Below are 19,713 nucleotides of genomic sequence, written 5' to 3' on the forward strand. Positions count from 1 at the left end.
CAATTAACCGTGAGGCAAAAAACCGTGATCGAGACCCTGAACCATCTCCCGCACCCGCACGAGAGTGCGGCCGCCCTCGCCGGCCATTTCACCGATCTGGCGCCGCCGCTCAACGACCGTCAGGCGCATCTGGAAGCCTCGCGCTGCCTGTATTGCTACGACGCGCCTTGCGTGAATGCGTGCCCGAGCGAGATCGACATTCCGTCGTTCATCCGCAATATCCACCAAGACAACGTGCCCGGTGCGGCGCAGAAAATCCTCTCGGCGAACATCCTCGGCGGCAGTTGCGCCCGGGTCTGTCCGACCGAAATCCTCTGCCAGCAAGCGTGCGTGCGCAACAACGCTCATGAATGCGCGCCAGTGCTGATTGGCTTGCTGCAACGCTACGCCGTGGACAACGCAAACTTCAGCGAGCACCCATTCCAGCGCGCCGCCGCCACTGGTAAACGCATTGCGGTGGTCGGTGCCGGCCCGGCCGGCCTGTCCTGTGCACACCGCAGCGCCATGCACGGGCATGACGTGGTGATTTTCGAAGCACGGGAGAAGGCTGGAGGGCTCAACGAATACGGAATCGCCAAATACAAACTGGTCGACGACTACGCGCAGAAGGAGCTGGATTTCCTCCTGCAAATCGGCGGCATCGAAATCCGCCATGGCCAGAAACTCGGTGAAAACCTGACCTTGAGCGAACTGCACCAACAGTTCGACGCGGTGTTCCTCGGCCTTGGCCTCAACGCCAGCAAAAAACTCGGCCTGGCCCACGAAGACGCCCCCGGCCTGCTCGCCGCCACCGACTACATCCGCGAGCTGCGCCAGGCCGATGACCTGTCGCAACTGCCGCTGGCCGAACATTGCATCGTCCTCGGCGCCGGCAATACCGCCATCGACATGGCCGTGCAAATGGCCCGCCTCGGTGCCCGCGACGTCAATCTGGTCTATCGCCGTGGCGCGGCGGACATGGGCGCCACCGGCCATGAACAGGACATCGCCAAGGCCAATCAGGTGCGGCTGCTGACCTGGGCACAACCGGACGAAGTGCTGCTCGACACTCAGGGCAAAGTGCGCGGCATGCGCTTCGCTCGTACCCATCTGGTGGACGGTCGCCTGCAAACCACCGGCGAGACGTTCGAGTTGGCCGCCGATGCGATCTTCAAAGCCATCGGCCAAGCCTTCGACGGCAGCGCCCTCACCGACCCACTGGCCCGTGAGCTGAAACGTCAGGGAGAACGGATTCAGGTCGATGAAAACCTGCGCACCAGCATTCCAGGTGTGTACGCCGGCGGCGACTGCACCAGCCTCGATCAGGATCTGACCGTGCAGGCGGTACAACACGGCAAGCGCGCCGCCGAGGCGATCAATGCTGAACTGATGCTCAACGTGGAGGCTGCGTAAATGGCCGATCTCTCGATTGTCTTCGCCGGAATCACAGCCCCCAATCCGTTCTGGCTGGCCTCCGCGCCGCCGACCGACAAGGCCTACAACGTGGTGCGCGCCTTCGAGGCGGGCTGGGGCGGCGTGGTCTGGAAAACCCTGGGTGAAGACCCGGCGGCGGTCAACGTGTCCTCGCGCTACTCGGCGCATTACGGCAACAACCGCGAAGTGCTGGGCATCAACAACATCGAACTGATCACCGACCGCTCGCTGGAAATCAACCTGCGGGAAATCACCCAGGTGAAAAAGGACTGGCCGGACCGCGCGCTGATCGTTTCGCTGATGGTGCCCTGCGTTGAAGAGTCGTGGAAACACATCCTGCCGCTGGTGGAGGCCACCGGCGCCGACGGCATCGAGCTGAACTTCGGCTGCCCCCACGGCATGCCCGAACGCGGCATGGGCGCGGCGGTCGGTCAGGTGCCGGAGTACGTCGAGCAAGTCACGCGCTGGTGCAAGACCTATTGCTCGCTGCCGGTGATCGTCAAACTCACACCGAACATCACCGACATCCGCGTCGCCGCCCGCGCCGCGCACCGGGGCGGCGCCGATGCGGTGTCGCTGATCAACACCATCAACTCGATCACCAGCGTCGACCTCGAACACATGGTCGCCCTGCCCACCGTCGGCAGCAAAAGCACCCATGGCGGGTATTGCGGCTCGGCAGTCAAGCCGATCGCGCTGAACATGGTCGCGGAAATCGCCCGCGACCCGCAGACTCAAGGCCTGCCGATCTGCGGCATCGGTGGCATCGGCAGCTGGCGCGATGCAGCGGAGTTCATCGCATTGGGTAGCGGCGCGGTGCAGGTGTGCACGGCGGCGATGCTGCACGGGTTCCGGATTGTCGATGAGATGAAGGATGGCTTGTCGCGATGGATGGACAGTCAGGGTTACGCCAGCATCGCCGAGTTTTCCGGGCGCGCGGTGGGCAACACGACTGATTGGAAGTACCTGGACATCAACTATCAGGTCATCGCGAAGATCGACCAGGAGGCGTGCATCGGTTGCGGGCGGTGCCACATTGCCTGCGAGGACACTTCACACCAGGCGATCAGCAGCCTGAAACAGGCCGATGGCACGCACAAATATGAAGTGATCGATGATGAGTGTGTGGGGTGCAATCTGTGCCAGATCACCTGCCCGGTGGCGGACTGTATCGAGATGGTGCCGATGGAAACGGGCAAGCCGTTTCTGGACTGGAATCATGATCCGAGGAATCCCTACCATGTCTCACCTTGAGGCATACGGCGTCTGAGCTGACGCCTTCGCGGGCAAGCCCGCTCCCACAGGTTTTCGAGTTGTTTTCAAGTGTCATGTACACCAGAAAACTCTGTGGGAGCGGGCTTGCCCGCGAAGGGGCAGTCAGTCACAACACATGGCTCAAGGCTCCAACCCGATCCCCCGCAAAATCACGCTGGTCACCGTCTGCACCGCCCGCTCGAACTGCATGTCCGACAACGGCTGATGCTCATTCAGAATATTCACCTGATGATCGAAGTCCGCATAGTGCTGCGTCGACGCCCAGATCATGTACAACAAACTCGACGGTTCCACCGGCAGAATCCGCTTGTCCTCCACCCACTGCCGGATCTTCGCTTCTTTCATCTTCGCCCAGTCGTACAAGCTGACATCCAGCGCCTCGCCCAGGGTCGGCGCACCGTGAATGATTTCGTTGGCCCAGACTTTTGAGCCATACGGCCGGCTGCGCGAGTGGTTCATCTTGGCGCGGATGTAGCTGCTGAGCACCACGCGCGGATCGTCGAACATCTCGAAACACAGCGCGTCCTGCTTCCACACTTCCAGCAGGTCGAACAGCACGGCGCTGTACAGCTCGCTCTTGGTGCTGAAGTAGTAATGAAGGTTGGATCGCGGCAGCTGCACTTCCGCAGCGATGTCGGCCATGGCGGTGCCGCCGAAACCTTTTTCAGCGAAGACTTTTTCCGCTGCAAGCAGGATCTTGTCGACGTTGGTGCGGCGGATTTCGATCTTGTGATTGCCCATGAGGGCTCCCTGAAGACAACGTTGTTGAAGACTAGCATCCGCTCTGGGCAAGGGGCGACAGCCGAGAACGATTCTTCACACACTTGGGCTTTTTTCTGGTTTAGGATCGCCCTCCTTCTCCCCGTCAGACACTGAAGGATCCTGCCCATGACCATTCGAAAGCGCATCGCTGCGGATGATCCGCAACTCGCCGCGCTGTGGGAGCGCTCGGTCCGCGCCACCCATGATTTTCTCCCGGAAGAAGACATCCACCGGCTGTTCCCGCTGGTGCGTGACACCTACCTGCCCGCCCTGGACGTGCAGGTTTTCGAGAACCCCGACCACTCCCCGGCAGGCTTCATCGCCACCGACGACGACACCGTGCAGATGCTGTTCATCGACCCGGCTCAGCGTGGCCAGGGGATCGGCCGGCGCTTGCTCGACCACGTCCGCCGCCCGCTGCTGAAGGTCGACGTCAACGAACAGAACCCGCAGGCCCACGGCTTCTACCGGCACTACGGATTCGAAGACATCGGCCGCTCGGCACTCGACGGCGAAGGCCGGCCGTTTCCGGTCATTCACATGCGCCTGAAAGCCTTGTGATCCAGGTTCTATACTCTGCCCGCCATTTCACTGAAGGGAATCTTTCCATGTCGATGAAAAACCTGTTCACCGCTGGCGCGCTGCTGGCTTCGCTGATTGTCACTTCTCAGGCCTTCGCCCACGCCCATCTGAAAAGTCAGACCCCGGCCGCCGACAGCACCGTCACCGCGCCGGCAGATCTGCGCATGGTGTTTTCCGAAGGCGTCGAGGCCAGTTTCACCAAAGTCACCGTGACCCACGACGGCAAGCCGGTGGCGGTCAAACCGCTGACCACCGAAGGCGACAAGAAAACCCTGATCGTCACCCCCGAAGCACCGCTGACCGCGGGCGAATACAAGGTCGAATGGCACGCGGTGTCGGTCGACACGCACAAGAGCGAAGGCGCCTATCAGTTCAAGGTTGGCCAGTAATTCATGAGCGAAGCGCTGGTGCTGTGCCGGTTCCTGCACTTCATCGTGGTGTTGATGCTGTTCGGGGCCTGGCTGTTCCGGCCGCTGCTGCTCAAGGGTGAAGCGCCGACGCTGGATCTGCACTTGGCGCGACTGGCTCGCTGGTTGGCGGCGGTCGCGCTGGTCAGCGGCGTCGCCTGGGCGTTGCTGATCACCGCGAGCATGGCCGGTTCGGCTGCTGCGGCATTCGATCCGGCCACCATCGAGCTGGTGCTGGGCCATACGTTTTTCGGTCAGGTGTGGCGCTGGCATCTGCTGATCAATGCATTGTTGCTGGCGTTGCTGTTTACCCCGTGGCGTTCGAACCAACCATTGCGGCTGGGCCTGAGTGCGTTGCTGTTGATGACGCTGGCACCGGTCGGACACGGGGCGATGCTCGACGGTTTCAGCGGCCAGATGTTGATCCTCAATCAAGTGATTCATCTGACCTGTGTCGGTGCCTGGCTCGGCGGGCTGTTGATGCTGGTGATGATCCTGCGCCAGTCCGGCAAAACGGTGCGCTACGTCTTGCAGCGCTTCAGCGGGGTCGGCTACGGGTTGGTTGCCGGTCTGCTGATCACCGGATTGATCAACGTGCGCGTCCTCACCGGTCAGTGGTGGCCGACGCCGTTGTTCTCGGGATTCGCCCTGATCCTGCTGATCAAGGCCTTGCTGGTGCTCGGAATGCTTGGGCTGGCGCTGTTCAATCGCTTGCGCATCCGTGATTGCGAACAGCGCGTCGATACCCTCAAGCGCAGCGTCATGCTCGAGTGGCTGCTGGGGATCGGCGCCGTGGCTGCGGTTTCCGTGCTCGGCACCCTGCCCCCGATGATCGCTGCCTGACGTCAGTGTTTCTGAGTATCACCCTTCGCCGTATCGATGCTGACCACCACCGACATTCCCGGCCGCAAACGCTCGATTTCCTGTTGGTCCGGATCGATGGTCACTCGCACCGGTACCCGCTGGGCGATTTTCACGAAGTTGCCGGTGGCGTTGTCGGCCTGCAATAACGCAAACTCCGAACCGGTGCCGGGCGAGATGTGCTGAACGTGGCCGGTGAATTTGCGGTGGTTCAGCGCATCGACGGTGAAGCTCACCGGTTGCCCGACCCGCACGTTATCCATCTGGGTTTCCTTCATGTTGGCGATCACCCATTTTTGATCCGGCACCAGCGCCATCAACTGCGCCCCTGAGTTGACGTAAGCGCCCAGACGCACGCCAATCTGCCCGAGCTGACCGTCACGCGGAGCGATGATCCGCGTGTTGGACAAGTCGATCCGCGCCAGTTGCACCGCCGCTTCGGCGCTGGCCACCGCCGCTTCCAGAGAGCCGCGATTGACGATCACCGTTTGCAGATCCTGCCGGGCGATTTCCAGATTGGCCTTGGCCTGCGCCAGCGCCGCAATGCTCTGCGCGTTGGCGGCCAGCGCCACGTCCATCTCGCGCCTGGACACGGAGCCGTCATTGACCAACGCCTTGTTGCGCCGCAGGTCTGCCTCGCTCTTGCGTAACTGCGCCTCGCTGTCGGCCACCACCGCCTGCCGCAGTTTGATCGTGGCTTCGGCGCTGTTGCGCTGCTGCACCACGTTGGCCAGCGAGGCCTTTTGCACCGCCAGCTGCGCCAGCGACTGATCGAGACGCTGCTGATAGATCCGGTCATCGAGGCGCACCAGCAAATCGCCCGCCTTCACAAACTGAAAGTCCTGCACTGGCACCTCGAACACGTAACCACTGAGCTGCGGCCCGATGATCGTCACCTGCCCGCGCACCAGGGCGTTTTCGGTAGTCTCGACCGCGCTGCTGAACGGCGGCAACTGCCAGGCATACAGCACGATCAGCACACCGACGATGGCAATCGCGGCAAAGCCCAGCGACGAGATGATCCGCACCCGCAACGAGCGCGGCTCGGTGTTCGGTGATGACGGTGGCGCCATACCTTCAGGGGTGGCGGCGATGGCATTGGTGGTCGTGGTAGTCGGTTCGGTCATGAAGAAGTGGCACCGCTGGAAGGTACGGAAGGTGTCGGGGCGACGGTTCTGGTGGTGCTGATCAGCCACAGCGCACGGATGGAAATCCAGATCATGGTCAGGATCGCGATCACCGCGATCAGCATGAACACATCGTTATAGGCCAGCACGTTGGCTTCGCGGGTGGCCGCGTTGGCCAGGCTGCGAATGCCTTGCAGGTTGCGCAGGCTTGGGTCGGCAATCACGGAGCCGACCGCCGAACCGCCGCTCTGAACCCGGGCGGCGACGCGCGGGTCGGACATCACCAGTTGCTCGACGATGTGGCTGGAATGAAATTTCTCGCGCACGATCTGGAACGTCCCCAGCAACGCTGCGCCGATCAGGCCACCGAGGTTGTTGCAGATCCCGAACAACACCGAAAAACTCACAAGGTTGCGCGGATTGGTCAGCACGTTGCGCGTACCCAGCACCATGGTCGGGCCGAGGAAGAACGTACTGCCGAACGCCAGCAGGAACTGGCTGAAATACAGGTTGCCGGGGCGGGTCAGGTTGTTCGATGAGCTGTCCATGATCGAGCCGGTGGCCATCAACGCCAGCGAGACGATCAGCGGCATCAGCAGGTGTTTCGGGTCGATGGTCAGCGCGCTGGTCAGCAGCCCGGCGACGCTGCCGATCAGCATCACCACGTACAGGCTATGAAGCTGCTGGCTGCTCATGTTCAGGTTTTGCATGAAGCCCACGGCGCCGGTGGACTGCTCCGAGATAACCATGCGAATCAGGATCACCGCCAGCGCCAGGCGGATCATCACCCCACTGCCGAGCCAGCGGGTCATCAACATCGGGTTGCTGCGGTTATGTTCGATCGCCAGCCCCGCGAGAATCAGGACAATTGAAGCGGCCAGGGCGATGCCGATCCAGTCGGCTTCCAGCCACCAGTCGATCCTGCCCAGGGACAACACGGCACACAGCAGCGCCACGCCACTGGCAAGGATCGCGAAGGTGAGGAAATCGAGAGGCTCGAAGGTCTTGAACCGGTCACCCGGCGGCAGCTTGAGCATCAACACGCAACCCAGCGACAGCAGCGCCATGCCCAATTCGAACAGGTACAGACCACGCCATTCGGCGATCTGCAACAGATCCTCGGAAAACAGTCGTGCCAGCGGCAAAGCCAGTTGCGAAGTGCCAAGCCCCAGCACCAGCGCCTTCATCCGCCACTTGGCCGGGAACGCCTGCACCATGTAATACAGGCCCAGCGAACTCAACGCCGCGCCCACCATGCCGTGGGCCGCACGCACGGCCACCGCCGAATTCAGGTCATTGACGAACAGATGGCCGAAGGTAACCAGCGCGTACAGCACCAGAAACACCTCGGTGAACGCCCGCAAACCGAACTGCTGGCGAAACTTCACCAGCAGCAGGTTCATCGATACGTTGGTCATCACATACGCCGCCGGCAGCCAGGCCATCTCCGCCGTGGTCGCCCCGAGCGCGCCTTGCAGATAAGGCAGGTTGGCGACCACCAGCGAATTGCCCAACCCGCCGGTCAATGCCACCAGCAACCCGACCAGCGCATAGGCCAGGCGCTTGGGGTTGGAGTGCAGCGGCGTCGAAGGGGAACCGGGCAGACTGGGCTTCTCGTGCGGCTGCCAGTTGCGCGGGGCGTATTGATCCATTGAAAGGCCTTGTCTGGTAGTCGCTTAAGTGTGCCGCAAATCCTGGCCAAACACCTATCCACTGTGGGAGCTCGCTGCCACAAAGGGATTTTGGGAGGATTCGTAAATTCTGTTTAAAAGACATCTCGCCCGCAGCCGATTTTTCCCAAGCGTAGCGGATGCCAACCTTGCAGCACTTCTCAACCTGCAAGGTGCCCGATATGACCACTCCCCACTCGCAACGCTCCCCCCGTCTGTTGAAAAACCTGCTGGCCGCCGCGCTGTTACTGCCCGCCCTCGCCTTCGCTCAGGAACGCCCGTGGCCGAATGGCTCGCAACTGGTGATTTCGGTGTCGATGCAATTCGAAACCGGCGGCCAGCCCGAAGGCGCTGAAAGTCCGTTCTCCGGCACACCGCTGCCAAAAGGCTACCCGGATCTGCCGGCCCAGACCTGGTTCGATTACGGCTACAAGGAAGGTCTGTGGCGCATGCTCGATCTGTGGGATCGCACCGGTATCAAAGTCACTTCCCACGTGGTCGGCGAAGCGGCGCTCAAGCACCCGGAACTGGCCAAGGCGATCGCCGAGCGCGGTCATGAGCTGGCGGCCCACGGAATGCGCTGGGCCGATTCGTACAACATGAATTACGCCCAGGAAAAACAGTTCATCGGCGATGGTGTCGCAGCGGTGGAAAAAATCACCGGCCAGCGCTCGGTCGGCTACAACGCCAACTGGCTACGGCGCAGCCCCAATACGCTGAAGGTATTGCAGGACCTGAACTTCACCTATCACATCGACGATGTCAGCCGTGACGAGCCGTTCGTGACGATGGTTCGCGGGCGCAAATTCGCCGTAGTGCCGTACACCCTGCGCAACAACGACATCGTGCTGGTCGAAGGTCGGCACTTCTCAGCCGAGCAGTTCTACCAGCAACTGGTGCTGGAATTCGATCGCCTCTACGCCGAAGGCGCGAGCAAGCGGCGGATGATGTCGGTGAGTCTGCACGACCGGATTGGCGGCACGCCGGCGATGGTTGAGGCCATGGAGCGTTTTATCCGGTACGCCCAATCGCATCCGAAGGTGAGTTTCATGCGCAAGGATCAGATCGCGCAAATCGTGCTGACCGAAAAAAACCCACTGATCGATAACACTGAAGCGCTCTACAACCAGTAAAAACGGTCGAAAGCAGCCCTCTTCACAGCGTTTGGAGGGCTGCCCGCTCACGCAAAGTCATCGTACAACGCCCTGTTGACATTTCCGGAAAACCTCGCAAACATCCGCAACCATGTTGTACGACGACGTATAACAAATAATAAAAACAACAAACGAAACAGGGAGCGTCACAGTGAGCACACTCGTCCGCAATTCCGTCCGCACGTCCCGTTTTTCTGTCCCCCGCCCGCGTTCCACCCTGAGTTTGATCGGCTGCAGCAGTCTGGCCCTCATCTTGCCGATGAGCGCCGATGCCGAGGGCTTCATCGAAGACAGCAAAGCCACGCTGAACCTGCGTAACGCCTACTTCAACCGCAATTTCGTCAACCCGAACTATCCGCAAGGCAAGGCTGAAGAGTGGACGCAGAACTTCATTCTCGACGCCAAATCCGGCTTCACGCAGGGCACTGTCGGCTTTGGCCTGGATGTACTGGGGCTGTACTCGCAGAAACTCGATGGCGGCAAAGGTACCGGCGGTACGCAGTTATTGCCGATCCACGATGATGGCCGCCCGGCGGACAATTTCGGGCGCCTGGGCGTGGCGCTCAAGGCCAAAGTGTCGAAGACCGAATTGAAGGTCGGTGAATGGATGCCGGTACTGCCCATCTTGCGCTCGGACGATGGCCGCTCCCTGCCGCAGACCTTTCGCGGTGGCCAGGTCACGTCTACTGAAATCAATGGCTTGACCCTTTACGGCGGCCAGTTCCGCGGCAACAGCCCGCGCAACGATGCAAGCATGGAAGACATGTCGATGAACGGCCGAGGCGCATTTACCTCCGACCGCTTCAACTTCGGCGGCGGCGAATACACCTTCAACGACAAACGCACGCTTGTCGGTGCGTGGTATGCCGAACTCAGCGACATCTACCAGCAGCAGTATTTCAACCTCAGCCACAGCCAGCCCCTGGGCGACTGGACACTGGGCGCCAACCTCGGTTTCTTCACCGGCAAGGAAGACGGCAGCACTCAGGCCGGCGACCTCGACAACAAAACCGCGTTCGCCCTGCTTTCGGCCAGGTACGGCGGCAACACGTTCTACATAGGCCTGCAAAAGCTCAGTGGTGACGATGCCTGGATGCGCGTCAACGGCACCAGTGGCGGCACTCTGGCCAACGACAGCTACAACGCCAGTTACGACAACGCGAAGGAGCGCTCCTGGCAGATTCGCCACGACTACAACTTCGTTGTTCTCGGCGTCCCCGGGCTGACGTTGATGAACCGCTACATCAGCGGTGACAACGTGCACACCGGCACCATCACCGATGGCAAGGAATGGGGTCGCGAGTCGGAACTGGCCTACACCGTTCAGAGCGGTCCGCTGAAGAATCTCAACGTCAAATGGCGCAACGCAACGATTCGCCGGGACTTCAGCACCAATGAATTCGATGAGAACCGGATCTTCATCAGTTACCCGATTTCGTTGTTGTAAACAGCGGCATGGCGTGAACGGAAGGTGCATCCGCCTTCTGTCACTTACACCAAAAGTCGCGTTGACAAGTTCCGGAAACCCTACCGATACTTCAGCGCAGTCATACGACAACCTACAACAACCCTAATAACAACGCGTAAGGGATTGCCATGACGCCCACCTCCACCGCCCCAACTCCGTTCAATCGCCTGCTGCTGACCGGCGCCGCCGGTGGCCTGGGCAAAGTCTTGCGTGAACGCCTGCGCCCGTATGCCAACGTGCTGCGCCTGTCGGACATCGCCGCCCTCGCCCCGGCCATCGATGATCGGGAAGAAATCGTGCTCTGCGACCTCGCCGACAAAACCGCCGTGCATCAACTGGTCGAAGGCGTGGATGCGATCCTGCATTTCGGTGGCGTTTCAGTGGAGCGCCCCTTCGAAGAAATCCTCGGTGCCAATATCTGTGGCGTGTTCCACCTCTATGAAGCGGCACGTCGCCACGGCGTCAAACGGGTGATCTTCGCCAGCTCCAACCATGTCATCGGCTTTTACAAACAGGATGAGCGCCTCGACGCCAGCTCTGCTCGCCGCCCCGACGGCTACTACGGTCTGTCCAAGTCCTACGGCGAAGACATGGCCAGTTTCTACTTCGATCGCTATGGCATCGAAACCGTCAGCATCCGCATCGGCTCGTCGTTTCCCGAACCGCAGAACCGCCGAATGATGCACACCTGGCTGAGCTTCGATGACCTCACCCAATTGCTCGAATGTTCGCTGTACACCCCCAACGTCGGCCACACCGTGGTCTATGGCATGTCCGACAACAAGGACGTGTGGTGGGACAACCGCTTCGCCAGTCACCTCGGTTTCGCGGCCAAAGACACGTCCGAAGTGTTTCGCGAAAAAGTCGAGGCGCAGCCGATGCCCGCCAACGATGACCCGGCGCGGATCTATCAGGGCGGAGCCTTCGTTGCGGCCGGCCCGTTTGGCGACTGACCGGCGCGATTGACGTCTCCAATAAAACCAAGGGAATGAGTATGCAAGCCGAAATGATCGTCGACGCCCGCAACGCGGTGGGTGAAAGCCCGGTGTGGGTGCCGCAGGAAAATGCACTCTACTGGGTCGATATCCCCAACGGTGGACTGCAACGCTGGAGCGCCGACACGGGCCACGTCCACGCCTGGAAGGCTCCCGAAATGCTCGCCTGCATCGCGCGACACAGCAGGGGCGGCTGGGTGGCCGGCATGGAGAGCGGGTTCTTTCACTTGCAGCCGCACGGCGATGGCAGCCTCGACAGCGACCTGCTCGCTCCGGTCGAGCACAGCCGCCAGGACATGCGCCTGAACGACGGCCGCTGCGACCGTCAGGGCCGGTTCTGGGCCGGCAGCATGGTGCTGAACATGGGCCTGAATCTGCCCGAGGGCCGGCTCTACCGTTACGGTGCCGGGCAAACAGGCGTGATAGAGGCGCAGCTTGATGGCTTCATCGTGCCCAATGGCCTGGGCTTCAGCCCGGACGGCAAAACAATGTACCTGTCGGACTCGCACCCGAGCGTGCAACTGATCTGGGCTTTCGATTACGACACCGAGACAGGCACACCCTCCAACCGCAGGGTGTTCGTGGACATGAACCATTTTTACGGCCGGCCCGACGGCGCTGCCGTGGATGCCGATGGCTGCTACTGGATCTGCGCCAACGACGTCGGCCTGATCCACCGGTTCACCCCCGAAGGTCGCCTCGACCGCTCGCTGCAGGTGCCGGTGAAAAAACCCACCATGTGCGCCTTTGGCGGCAGCCGGATGGATACCTTGTTCGTGACCTCGATCCGCCCCGGCGACGACCAGGATCCGCACTCCCTGGCCGGCGGGGTGTTCGCCCTCAACCCCGGCGTCAAAGGCTTGCCGGAGCCAATCTTCGATGACCTGCTGTAACCGCCCCCGCTGCATCGCTGTGCCTTGAACACAAAAACAACAAGACTGGAGAACCCCTCATGGACTTCAAACGCACGTTGCTCGCCGCCGCCCTCCCCCTCGCGCTCACCTTCGGCAGCGCGGCCCAGGCACTGGAAATCAAATTCGCCGACATCCACCCCGCCGGTTATCCGACCGTGGTCGCCGAAGAACAATTGGGCAAGACCCTGGTCGCCGAAAGTGACGGCAAGCTGACCTTCAAGATGTTCCCTGGCGGCGTGCTCGGCTCGGAAAAGGAAGTGGTCGAACAGGCCCAGGTCGGCGCGATCCAGATGGCCCGGGTCAGCCTCGGCATCGTCGGCCCGGTGGTGCCGGACGTGAACGTGTTCAACATGCCGTTCGTGTTCCGTGACCAGGCGCACATGCGCAAGATCATCGACGGTGAAATCGGTGACGAGATCCTCGACAAGATCACTCAATCCGAATTCAACCTCGTCGCCCTGGCGTGGATGGACGGCGGCACGCGCAACATCTACACCAAGAAACCGGTGCGCAGCCTGGCAGACCTCAAGGGCATGAAAATCCGCGTGCAGGGCAATCCGATGTTCATCGAAACCATCAATGCCATGGGCGGCAACGGGATCGCCATGGACACCGGTGAAATCTTCAGCGCCCTGCAGACCGGGGTCATCGACGGTGCCGAAAACAATCCGCCGACCCTGCTCGAACACAACCATTACCAGAACGCCAAGTTCTACAGCCTGACCGGGCATCTGATCCTGCCCGAGCCCATCGTGATGTCGAAAATCACCTGGGAAAAACTCACCCCGGATCAGCAGACGCTGGTGAAGAAAGCCGCCAAGGCTGCGCAGGCCCAGGAGCGCACGCTGTGGGACGCCAAATCCGCCAGCAGTGAAGAAAAACTCAAGGCCGCCGGTGTCGAGTTCATCACCGTCGACAAACAGCCCTTCTACGAGGCCACCGCCTCGATCCGCGAGAAATACGGCGCACCTTACGCCGACCTGCTCAAACGCATCGAAGCCGTTCAGTAACCCTCCCTGTCCTTGCACAAAGGCCCGGCAGCGCTGACGTCGCCTGATGTCGGCGGCTGCCCGGTTACGGTGGAACCCGATGAAGAATCTGTTGCTGCGCTTCAACGACATGCTGTACATGACCTGCATCTGGGTCGCCGGCCTGTCGGTATTGACCATTTCCCTGATCATTCCCTGGGGCGTGTTTGCCCGTTACGTACTCGGTACCGGTTCAAGCTGGCCGGAGCCCACCGCGATCCTGCTGATGATGGTGTTTACCTTCATCGGCGCTGCTGCCAGCTATCGCGCCGGTGCACACATGGCGGTGGCGATGCTCACCGACCGTATGCCGCCGCATCTGCGCAAAACCATGAGCATCCTCTCTCAGCTGCTAATGGCAACCATCTGCCTGTTCATGACCATTTGGGGGAGCAAGCTCTGTCTGTCGACCTGGAACCAGTTCATGAGTGCGATGCCGACCTTACGGGTCGGCATTACTTACATGCCGATACCGCTCGGCGGCGCGCTGACGCTGGTGTTCGTCCTGGAGAAACTCTTGCTCGGTGATCAGAGCAACCGGCGCGTCGTGCGTTTCGATCTGGTCGAAGAAAGCGAAGGAGCTGCCTGATGGACGCACTGATTCTGCTGGGCAGTTTTATCGCGCTGATCCTGATCGGCATGCCGGTCGCCTACGCCTTGGGCCTGTCGGCACTGATCGGTGCGTGGTGGATCGACATCCCGTTCCAGGCCCTGATGATCCAGGTTGCTGGCGGGGTGAACAAATTTTCGCTGCTGGCGATCCCGTTCTTCGTCCTGGCCGGGGCGATCATGGCCGAGGGTGGCATGTCGCGCCGACTGGTGGCGTTTGCCGGGGTGCTGGTGGGTTTCGTGCGTGGTGGCCTGTCGCTGGTCAATATCATGGCGTCGACCTTTTTCGGCGCGATTTCCGGCTCGTCGGTGGCCGACACCGCGTCGGTGGGTTCGGTGCTGATCCCGGAAATGGAGCGCAAAGGCTACCCTCGGGAATTCTCTACAGCGGTCACCGTCAGCGGTTCGGTACAGGCTCTGCTGACCCCGCCCAGTCACAACTCGGTGCTCTACTCGCTGGCCGCCGGCGGCACCGTTTCCATTGCTTCGCTGTTCATGGCCGGCGTGGTGCCGGGCCTGCTGATGAGCGCGTGCCTGATGGTGTTGTGCCTGATATTTGCGCGCAAACGCGAATACCCCAAGGGCGAAGTGATCCCGCTGCGCGAAGCCCTGAAAATTTGCGGCGAAGCGTTGTGGGGCCTGATGGCGATGGTGATCATTCTCGGCGGGATTCTGTCGGGGATCTTCACGGCCACCGAGTCGGCGGCCATCGCCGTGCTGTGGTCGTTTTTCGTCACCATGTTCATTTACCGCGACTACAAATGGAGTGAGCTGCCGAAACTGATGCATCGCACGGTGCGCACCATTTCCATCGTGATGATCCTGATCGGCTTCGCCGCCAGCTTCGGCTACATCATGACCCTGATGCAGATCCCGGCGAAAATCACCACGCTGTTCCTGACCCTGTCCGATAACCGCTACGTGATCCTGATGTGCATCAACGTCATGCTGCTGTTGCTCGGCACCGTGATGGACATGGCACCGCTGATTCTGATCCTCACACCGATCCTGATGCCGGTGATTCTCGGTATCGGCGTCGACCCGGTGCAGTTCGGCATGATCATGCTGGTCAACCTCGGTATCGGTCTGATAACGCCGCCCGTGGGAGCGGTGCTGTTCGTGGGTTCGGCGGTGGGCAAGGTCAGTATCGAAAGCACGGTGAAGGCGCTGCTGCCCTTCTACGCGGTGCTGTTCCTGGTGTTGATGCTGGTGACTTATGTTCCGGCGCTGTCGCTGTGGCTGCCGCATCTGGTGTTGTAACGACCTCGGCACGGGCAAAAAAAAGGCTCCCGAAAACGGAGCCTTTTTCATTGCCGGGTACACCTCAGGCGCGCAGCAGCATGTAACCCGCCACCACCAGGCACACACTGGCAAATCCTACCTGCAACGTCCGCGCGGGCACCCGTGCGCAGAGCTTGCGGCCGATAATCATGCCGACGATGCTCGCCACGATGAACGCCGCGCCCAAGTGATCGATCCGCACCCCGGCATGGAACGCGCCGATCACACCAATGGCGGAGATCAGGCTGATAACCATCAAGGACGTGGCGACGATGCCACGCATCTGCACATCAGTCAGTTGCTTGAACGCCGGCACGATCAGAAACCCACCGCCAACGCCGAGCAGCCCCGACACGACGCCGGTGACCGCCCCCAGTGCCGCAAGGGTTGCGGTGCATTTGGCGGTCCAGTCGAAACGGCCGGTCTGTTCATTGAGCATGCAGTTCTTCTGGCCCCAACTGGCGTGACCATGATCGCTCGGCCCCTCTTGCTGGCGTTCGCGGCGCAGCATGCGCCAGGCCACCATCACCATCAGCAGACTGAACAGGATCATCAGAACCTTTTCCGGCAGCTGATGAGCGAAGTAGATGCCCAGCGGCGAAAATACCGCCCCGAGTGCGGCGATCAACAGCGCCGCGCGGTAGCGCACCAGTCCATGACGCAAACCATCGATGGCCCCGACCGCCGCCGCACTGCCCACGGCGAACAGCGCGACCGGCGCCGCCTGCGTCATCGTCCAGCCCAGACCAAGCACCAGCGCCGGCACCGCGAGAATCCCGCCACCGGCCCCGGTCAGCCCGAGGATCAATCCCATCACCACGCCAAACAGACTTGCCAGCAACATAGGGAGTTCTCAGTCGACTTTGGACAGACTCGTCAACCACTCACGGCCCTTGAGCATGCCGTTCCAGTAGAACCACGGCAGCAGCGTCGCCTTCAGCCACCAAGCGGAACGGCGCGGCACGGTCGGGTCGAGGGGAAAGGTCGGGAGCAATTTTCCGCCATAGCCGAACTCGGCGAGGATCACCTTGCCCTTCTCCACCGTCAGCGGGCAGGAACCGTAGCCGTCGTACTTCAGCGGCAGCGCCAGTTCCTTGCGCAGGGCCAGCAGGTTTTCCGCCACCACCACGACCTGCTTGCGCACTGCCGCTGCTGTTTTCGCATTGGTGGTGCCGCAAATATCGCCCAGGGCAAACACTTCGGGATAACGGGGATGTTGCAGGGTGTGCGGGTTGACCTCGCACCAGCCGCCAGCGTCCGCCAACGGACTTTGCGCTATGAAATCCGGCGAGACCTGTGGCGGGACGACGTGCAGCAGATCGAAAGTCTTGGCCTGACGAGTGACGTTGCCGTCCGCGTCCTTGACGTCGAACCAGGCGGTTTTCGCCGGGCCGTCGACCTTCACCAGATTGGCGTTGAACGCCAGCCGCGCATTGTATTTTTCGATGTACTTCATCAACGGCGGTACGAAGGTAGGGACGCCGAACAGTGCGGCACCGGCCAGGTTGAATTCCACATCGATGTTGCTCAGCACGTTGCGCTTGAGCCAGTGATCGCAGGACAGGTACAGCGCCTTTTGCGGTGCGCCGGCGCACTTGATAGGGATCGGCGGCTGGGTGAACAGCGCTTTGCCGCCGCGCATTTTCTGCACCTGATCCCAGGTGTATTGCGCGTGCTGATAGCTGTAGTTGGAGGTGACGCCGTGCTGCCCGAGACTTTCCTGCAGGCCTTCGATCTTCTCCCACGCCAGACGCAGACCGGGGCAGACGATCAGGTTCTGATAGGTGACGGTACGTTGATCGTTGAGGGTGAGGCGGCGCTGGTCGGGGTCAATGCCGGTCACTGCAGCCTGAATCCAGGTGGCCTGACGTGGCATCACTTTATTCATCGGTCGGGCAGTGTCTTTGGCATCAAAGGCGCCACCGCCGACCAGCGTCCACGCCGGCTGGTAGTAATGCAGGGTGCTCGGCTCGATGACCGTGATGTTCAGGCCGGGATCGCGCTTTAGCAGGCTCGCGACAAAGCCGATACCGGCAGTGCCGCCGCCGATGACCACGATGTCCGCACTGATGGATGGGCCCCAGTGTTGATCGTTCATTGTTTGTTCCTTATGGCTGCACGCAAGGATAGCCGGGTCTATTGCGCCCAGCTTTTGAGCACGGCTCCGCAGTAGAGTCCCGAGAGGGTTTTCATCACCTGGATCACTTCGTGACTGGCGAGACCGTAAAAAATGTACTTGCCTTCACGACGGGTCGCGACCAGCCCTTCATCGCGCAGGATGCCCAGTTGCTGGGACAGGGTCGGTTGACGCACGCCGGTCATTTTCTCCAGCTCGCCGACGTTGCGCTCGCCTTGGGTCAACTGACACAGGATCAACAGCCGATCCTCATTGGCCAGTGCCTTGAGCAGCGAACAAGCCTTGGAGGCCGAGGCCCGAAGTTGGGCGACTTCACATTCGGTCAGACTGGATTGCATTTGCAGGATGCCTTCAACGTCACTTAAGCTGCGGACATTATGTGTTTACATAAAGTGTTGCAACCCACGACTGACTTTTCGTCCTCTGCCACAGGTTCATGTCCATGCCCGCGTTGATTGAAGCCTTTCTCGACCCCGCCTCCTCGACCTACAGCTACGTGGTCTACGAAGCCGATGGCGGGCAGTGCGCGATCGTCGATCCGGTGCTCGATTACGACGGCGCCGCCGGCCGCACCTGCACGGCTCAGGCGGACAAGATCATCGCCTTCGTACGCGCCCATAACCTGCAAGTGCAGTGGCTGCTGGAAACCCACGCCCACGCCGATCACTTGTCCGCCGCGCCCTATCTGCGCCGGGAACTGGGGGGCAAGATCGCCATTGGCGAGTCGATCAGCAAAGTGCAGAACGTATTCAAGGCGCTGTTCAACCTGGAACCGGAATTTCGCGTCGATGGTTCGCAATTCGATCATCTGTTCGCGCCGAACGAGTCATTCAGGATCGGCAATCTCAAGGCCACCGCCCTGCACGTCCCCGGCCACACCCCGGCGGACATGGCCTATTTGATCGATGGCGAGCAGATTCTGGTCGGCGATACGTTGTTCATGCCCGACGTCGGCACCGCCCGTTGCGACTTTCCCGGTGGCAACGCGCATCAATTGTTCAATTCGATTCACAAGCTGCTGGCCTTCCCTGCCAGCGTGAAGCTCTACGTCTGCCACGACTATCCACCCGAAAGTCGCCAGGCACAGTGCCAGACTACTGTCGGTGAACAGCGCAAAAGCAATATCCATGTGCATGACGGCATCGATGAAGCCACGTTCGTTGAAATGCGCACGCGACGAGATGCCGGTTTGGGCATGCCTACGCTATTGCTGCCGGCGATTCAGGTGAATGTGCGGGCGGGGGATTTTCCGGCGGCGGAAGATAACGGCGTTGTATACCTGAAGATTCCGCTCAACAAACTGTAATCAACTGATCGGAAGCGGGACGCGGAGCGTCCATGGCGGCATTCCCACCCAGAGCGTAGGAACGATCATCTTCAAGCACCCAATGTCAAACCGTTCGCCGGCAACGGCAACGCCGTCTTGTAGCGCACCTGCTTGAGCGCAAAGCTCGACCGAATGTTGGCCACGCCCGGCACCTTGGTCAAAAAGTCCATCATGAACCGTTCAAGCGCCTGAATGGTCGGCACCAGCACCCGGATCAGATAGTCCGGGTCGCCGGCCATCAAGTAGCACTCCATGACCTCCGGGCGATCGGAAATCGCCTCTTCGAAATGCTGCAGGGCCTCTTCCACCTGCTTCTCGAGGCTGACGTGAATGAAGACGTTGACGTGCAGCCCCAGCAGGTCGGCATCCAGCAGGGTCACCTGCTCGCGGATCAGCCCCAGTTCCTCCATCGCCTTGACCCGGTTGAAGCACGGCGTCGGCGACAGATTGACCGAACGGGCCAGGTCGGCGTTGGTGATGCGCGCGTTCTCTTGAAGGCTGTTGAGAATGCCGATATCGGTACGGTCCAGTTTGCGCATGAGACAAAACCACCTGTTTTTTATGTTTATGCAGAATTTCTATCTGCAAATGATCTTCAGCGCAACGAAACAGAGAGAAATATTCTTCTTGGCCGGGCCTATGATTGTTGTAGGACAAGATTTCTTTTATCGAAGAATGACTGCCAGCTCACTACAAGAAATTC

The 19,713-nt window shown here is 60.8% G+C and carries 20 protein-coding genes; 13 read left to right on the forward strand and 7 right to left on the reverse strand.

Annotated elements, in window-relative coordinates:
• The first annotated feature begins 24 nt into the window (after positions 1-24).
• Both CAF63_RS11340 and preA read left to right on the forward strand, forming a co-directional pair.
• A complete protein-coding gene (locus CAF63_RS11340; RefSeq protein ID WP_085687582.1) occupies positions 25-1,392 on the forward strand; it encodes an NAD(P)-dependent oxidoreductase in 1,368 nt (455 codons plus the stop codon).
• Positions 1,393-2,667: an NAD-dependent dihydropyrimidine dehydrogenase subunit PreA gene (preA, locus tag CAF63_RS11345; RefSeq protein WP_085687579.1), complete on the forward strand. Its 1,275-nt coding sequence runs from the start codon at positions 1,393-1,395 to the stop codon at positions 2,665-2,667. It abuts the gene before it with no gap.
• A 141-nt stretch (positions 2,668-2,808) separates the two neighbouring features.
• On the opposite strand, the gene CAF63_RS11350 is transcribed toward preA, so the two are convergent.
• Positions 2,809-3,429, reverse strand: a complete 621-nt coding sequence (locus CAF63_RS11350; protein WP_007952885.1) for a TetR/AcrR family transcriptional regulator — start codon at positions 3,427-3,429, stop codon at positions 2,809-2,811.
• 147 nt (positions 3,430-3,576) lie between these two features.
• Between CAF63_RS11350 and CAF63_RS11355 the strand changes: the two genes are divergently transcribed.
• From CAF63_RS11355 to copD, 3 genes are read left to right on the forward strand one after another with little or no spacing between them, the layout of a single operon-like run.
• Positions 3,577-4,011, forward strand: a complete 435-nt coding sequence (locus tag CAF63_RS11355) for a GNAT family N-acetyltransferase (protein WP_085687577.1) — start codon at positions 3,577-3,579, stop codon at positions 4,009-4,011.
• A 47-nt stretch (positions 4,012-4,058) separates the two neighbouring features.
• Positions 4,059-4,421: a copper homeostasis periplasmic binding protein CopC gene (gene copC / locus CAF63_RS11360; protein WP_085687575.1), complete on the forward strand. Its 363-nt coding sequence runs from the start codon at positions 4,059-4,061 to the stop codon at positions 4,419-4,421.
• A 3-nt stretch (positions 4,422-4,424) separates the two neighbouring features.
• Entirely contained in the window at positions 4,425-5,282 is an 858-nt protein-coding gene (gene copD / locus CAF63_RS11365) for a copper homeostasis membrane protein CopD (protein WP_085687573.1), read from the forward strand.
• A gap of 2 nt (positions 5,283-5,284) precedes the next feature.
• Here copD and CAF63_RS11370 read toward each other — a convergent pair whose 3' ends face one another.
• Positions 5,285-6,427, reverse strand: a complete 1,143-nt coding sequence (locus tag CAF63_RS11370) for an HlyD family secretion protein (RefSeq protein ID WP_085687571.1) — start codon at positions 6,425-6,427, stop codon at positions 5,285-5,287.
• A complete protein-coding gene (locus CAF63_RS11375) occupies positions 6,424-8,079 on the reverse strand; it encodes an MFS transporter (RefSeq protein WP_085687569.1) in 1,656 nt (551 codons plus the stop codon). The genes CAF63_RS11370 and CAF63_RS11375 overlap by 4 nt, the downstream gene beginning before the upstream one ends.
• A gap of 200 nt (positions 8,080-8,279) precedes the next feature.
• On the opposite strand from CAF63_RS11375, the gene CAF63_RS11380 reads away from it, so the two are divergent.
• The 7 genes from CAF63_RS11380 (at position 8,280) to CAF63_RS11410 (ending at position 15,525) form a co-directional block, all read left to right on the forward strand.
• Positions 8,280-9,230 (forward strand): polysaccharide deacetylase family protein, encoded by a 951-nt coding sequence (locus tag CAF63_RS11380; RefSeq protein WP_085687567.1) that lies wholly within the window; start codon positions 8,280-8,282, stop codon positions 9,228-9,230.
• Between the two features lie 172 nt (positions 9,231-9,402).
• The gene (locus tag CAF63_RS11385; protein ID WP_085687565.1) at positions 9,403-10,698 is read left to right on the forward strand and encodes an OprD family porin; all 1,296 of its coding nucleotides are present in this window, start codon (positions 9,403-9,405) and stop codon (positions 10,696-10,698) included.
• A 149-nt stretch (positions 10,699-10,847) separates the two neighbouring features.
• Complete coding sequence (locus CAF63_RS11390; protein WP_085687563.1) at positions 10,848-11,672, forward strand: NAD(P)-dependent oxidoreductase; 825 nt, start codon at positions 10,848-10,850, stop codon at positions 11,670-11,672.
• Between the two features lie 41 nt (positions 11,673-11,713).
• Positions 11,714-12,607, forward strand: coding sequence for an SMP-30/gluconolactonase/LRE family protein (locus tag CAF63_RS11395; protein ID WP_085687561.1), 894 nt, complete (start codon positions 11,714-11,716; stop codon positions 12,605-12,607).
• Between the two features lie 59 nt (positions 12,608-12,666).
• Entirely contained in the window at positions 12,667-13,638 is a 972-nt protein-coding gene (locus CAF63_RS11400) for a TRAP transporter substrate-binding protein (RefSeq protein ID WP_085687559.1), read from the forward strand.
• Positions 13,639-13,717: 79 nt separating this feature from the next.
• The gene (locus tag CAF63_RS11405; RefSeq protein ID WP_085687557.1) at positions 13,718-14,245 is read left to right on the forward strand and encodes a TRAP transporter small permease; all 528 of its coding nucleotides are present in this window, start codon (positions 13,718-13,720) and stop codon (positions 14,243-14,245) included.
• A complete protein-coding gene (locus CAF63_RS11410; RefSeq protein WP_085687555.1) occupies positions 14,245-15,525 on the forward strand; it encodes a TRAP transporter large permease in 1,281 nt (426 codons plus the stop codon). The genes CAF63_RS11405 and CAF63_RS11410 overlap by 1 nt, the downstream gene beginning before the upstream one ends.
• Before the next feature lie 64 nt (positions 15,526-15,589).
• On the opposite strand, the gene CAF63_RS11415 is transcribed toward CAF63_RS11410, so the two are convergent.
• From CAF63_RS11415 to CAF63_RS11425, 3 genes are read right to left on the reverse strand one after another with little or no spacing between them, the layout of a single operon-like run.
• The gene (locus CAF63_RS11415) at positions 15,590-16,390 is read right to left on the reverse strand and encodes a sulfite exporter TauE/SafE family protein (RefSeq protein ID WP_085687553.1); all 801 of its coding nucleotides are present in this window, start codon (positions 16,388-16,390) and stop codon (positions 15,590-15,592) included.
• 9 nt (positions 16,391-16,399) lie between these two features.
• On the reverse strand, positions 16,400-17,644 hold the full coding sequence (locus CAF63_RS11420; protein WP_085687551.1) for an FAD/NAD(P)-binding oxidoreductase: 1,245 nt from the start codon (positions 17,642-17,644) through the stop codon (positions 16,400-16,402).
• A 38-nt stretch (positions 17,645-17,682) separates the two neighbouring features.
• Positions 17,683-18,021, reverse strand: coding sequence for a helix-turn-helix transcriptional regulator (locus CAF63_RS11425; protein ID WP_007952897.1), 339 nt, complete (start codon positions 18,019-18,021; stop codon positions 17,683-17,685).
• A 104-nt stretch (positions 18,022-18,125) separates the two neighbouring features.
• On the opposite strand from CAF63_RS11425, the gene CAF63_RS11430 reads away from it, so the two are divergent.
• Positions 18,126-18,989: an MBL fold metallo-hydrolase gene (locus CAF63_RS11430; RefSeq protein WP_085687549.1), complete on the forward strand. Its 864-nt coding sequence runs from the start codon at positions 18,126-18,128 to the stop codon at positions 18,987-18,989.
• A 71-nt stretch (positions 18,990-19,060) separates the two neighbouring features.
• On the opposite strand, the gene bkdR is transcribed toward CAF63_RS11430, so the two are convergent.
• Positions 19,061-19,549, reverse strand: a complete 489-nt coding sequence (gene bkdR, locus CAF63_RS11435; RefSeq protein WP_085687547.1) for a Bkd operon transcriptional regulator BkdR — start codon at positions 19,547-19,549, stop codon at positions 19,061-19,063.
• Positions 19,550-19,713 lie beyond the last annotated feature (164 nt).

Origin of the sequence: Pseudomonas sp. B20(2017) (assembly GCF_002113125.1) — a bacterium.
In the GTDB taxonomy this organism is placed as follows: Bacteria; Pseudomonadota; Gammaproteobacteria; order Pseudomonadales; family Pseudomonadaceae; genus Aquipseudomonas.

Excerpts from the sequence above, each read along its gene's own strand:
- preA (WP_085687579.1), top strand. The coding sequence starts at position 1,393 with ATGGCCGATCTCTCGATTGTCTTCGCCGGAATCACAGCCCCCAATCCG.
- CAF63_RS11350 (WP_007952885.1), bottom strand. The coding sequence starts at position 3,429 with ATGGGCAATCACAAGATCGAAATCCGCCGCACCAACGTCGACAAGATC.
- CAF63_RS11355 (WP_085687577.1), top strand. The coding sequence starts at position 3,577 with ATGACCATTCGAAAGCGCATCGCTGCGGATGATCCGCAACTCGCCGCG.
- copC (WP_085687575.1), top strand. The coding sequence starts at position 4,059 with ATGTCGATGAAAAACCTGTTCACCGCTGGCGCGCTGCTGGCTTCGCTG.
- copD (WP_085687573.1), top strand. The coding sequence starts at position 4,425 with ATGAGCGAAGCGCTGGTGCTGTGCCGGTTCCTGCACTTCATCGTGGTG.
- CAF63_RS11370 (WP_085687571.1), bottom strand. The coding sequence starts at position 6,427 with ATGACCGAACCGACTACCACGACCACCAATGCCATCGCCGCCACCCCT.
- CAF63_RS11375 (WP_085687569.1), bottom strand. The coding sequence starts at position 8,079 with ATGGATCAATACGCCCCGCGCAACTGGCAGCCGCACGAGAAGCCCAGT.
- CAF63_RS11380 (WP_085687567.1), top strand. The coding sequence starts at position 8,280 with ATGACCACTCCCCACTCGCAACGCTCCCCCCGTCTGTTGAAAAACCTG.
- CAF63_RS11390 (WP_085687563.1), top strand. The coding sequence starts at position 10,848 with ATGACGCCCACCTCCACCGCCCCAACTCCGTTCAATCGCCTGCTGCTG.
- CAF63_RS11395 (WP_085687561.1), top strand. The coding sequence starts at position 11,714 with ATGCAAGCCGAAATGATCGTCGACGCCCGCAACGCGGTGGGTGAAAGC.
- CAF63_RS11400 (WP_085687559.1), top strand. The coding sequence starts at position 12,667 with ATGGACTTCAAACGCACGTTGCTCGCCGCCGCCCTCCCCCTCGCGCTC.
- CAF63_RS11405 (WP_085687557.1), top strand. The coding sequence starts at position 13,718 with ATGAAGAATCTGTTGCTGCGCTTCAACGACATGCTGTACATGACCTGC.
- CAF63_RS11410 (WP_085687555.1), top strand. The coding sequence starts at position 14,245 with ATGGACGCACTGATTCTGCTGGGCAGTTTTATCGCGCTGATCCTGATC.
- CAF63_RS11415 (WP_085687553.1), bottom strand. The coding sequence starts at position 16,390 with ATGTTGCTGGCAAGTCTGTTTGGCGTGGTGATGGGATTGATCCTCGGG.
- CAF63_RS11420 (WP_085687551.1), bottom strand. The coding sequence starts at position 17,644 with ATGAACGATCAACACTGGGGCCCATCCATCAGTGCGGACATCGTGGTC.
- CAF63_RS11425 (WP_007952897.1), bottom strand. The coding sequence starts at position 18,021 with ATGCAATCCAGTCTGACCGAATGTGAAGTCGCCCAACTTCGGGCCTCG.
- CAF63_RS11430 (WP_085687549.1), top strand. The coding sequence starts at position 18,126 with ATGCCCGCGTTGATTGAAGCCTTTCTCGACCCCGCCTCCTCGACCTAC.
- bkdR (WP_085687547.1), bottom strand. The coding sequence starts at position 19,549 with ATGCGCAAACTGGACCGTACCGATATCGGCATTCTCAACAGCCTTCAA.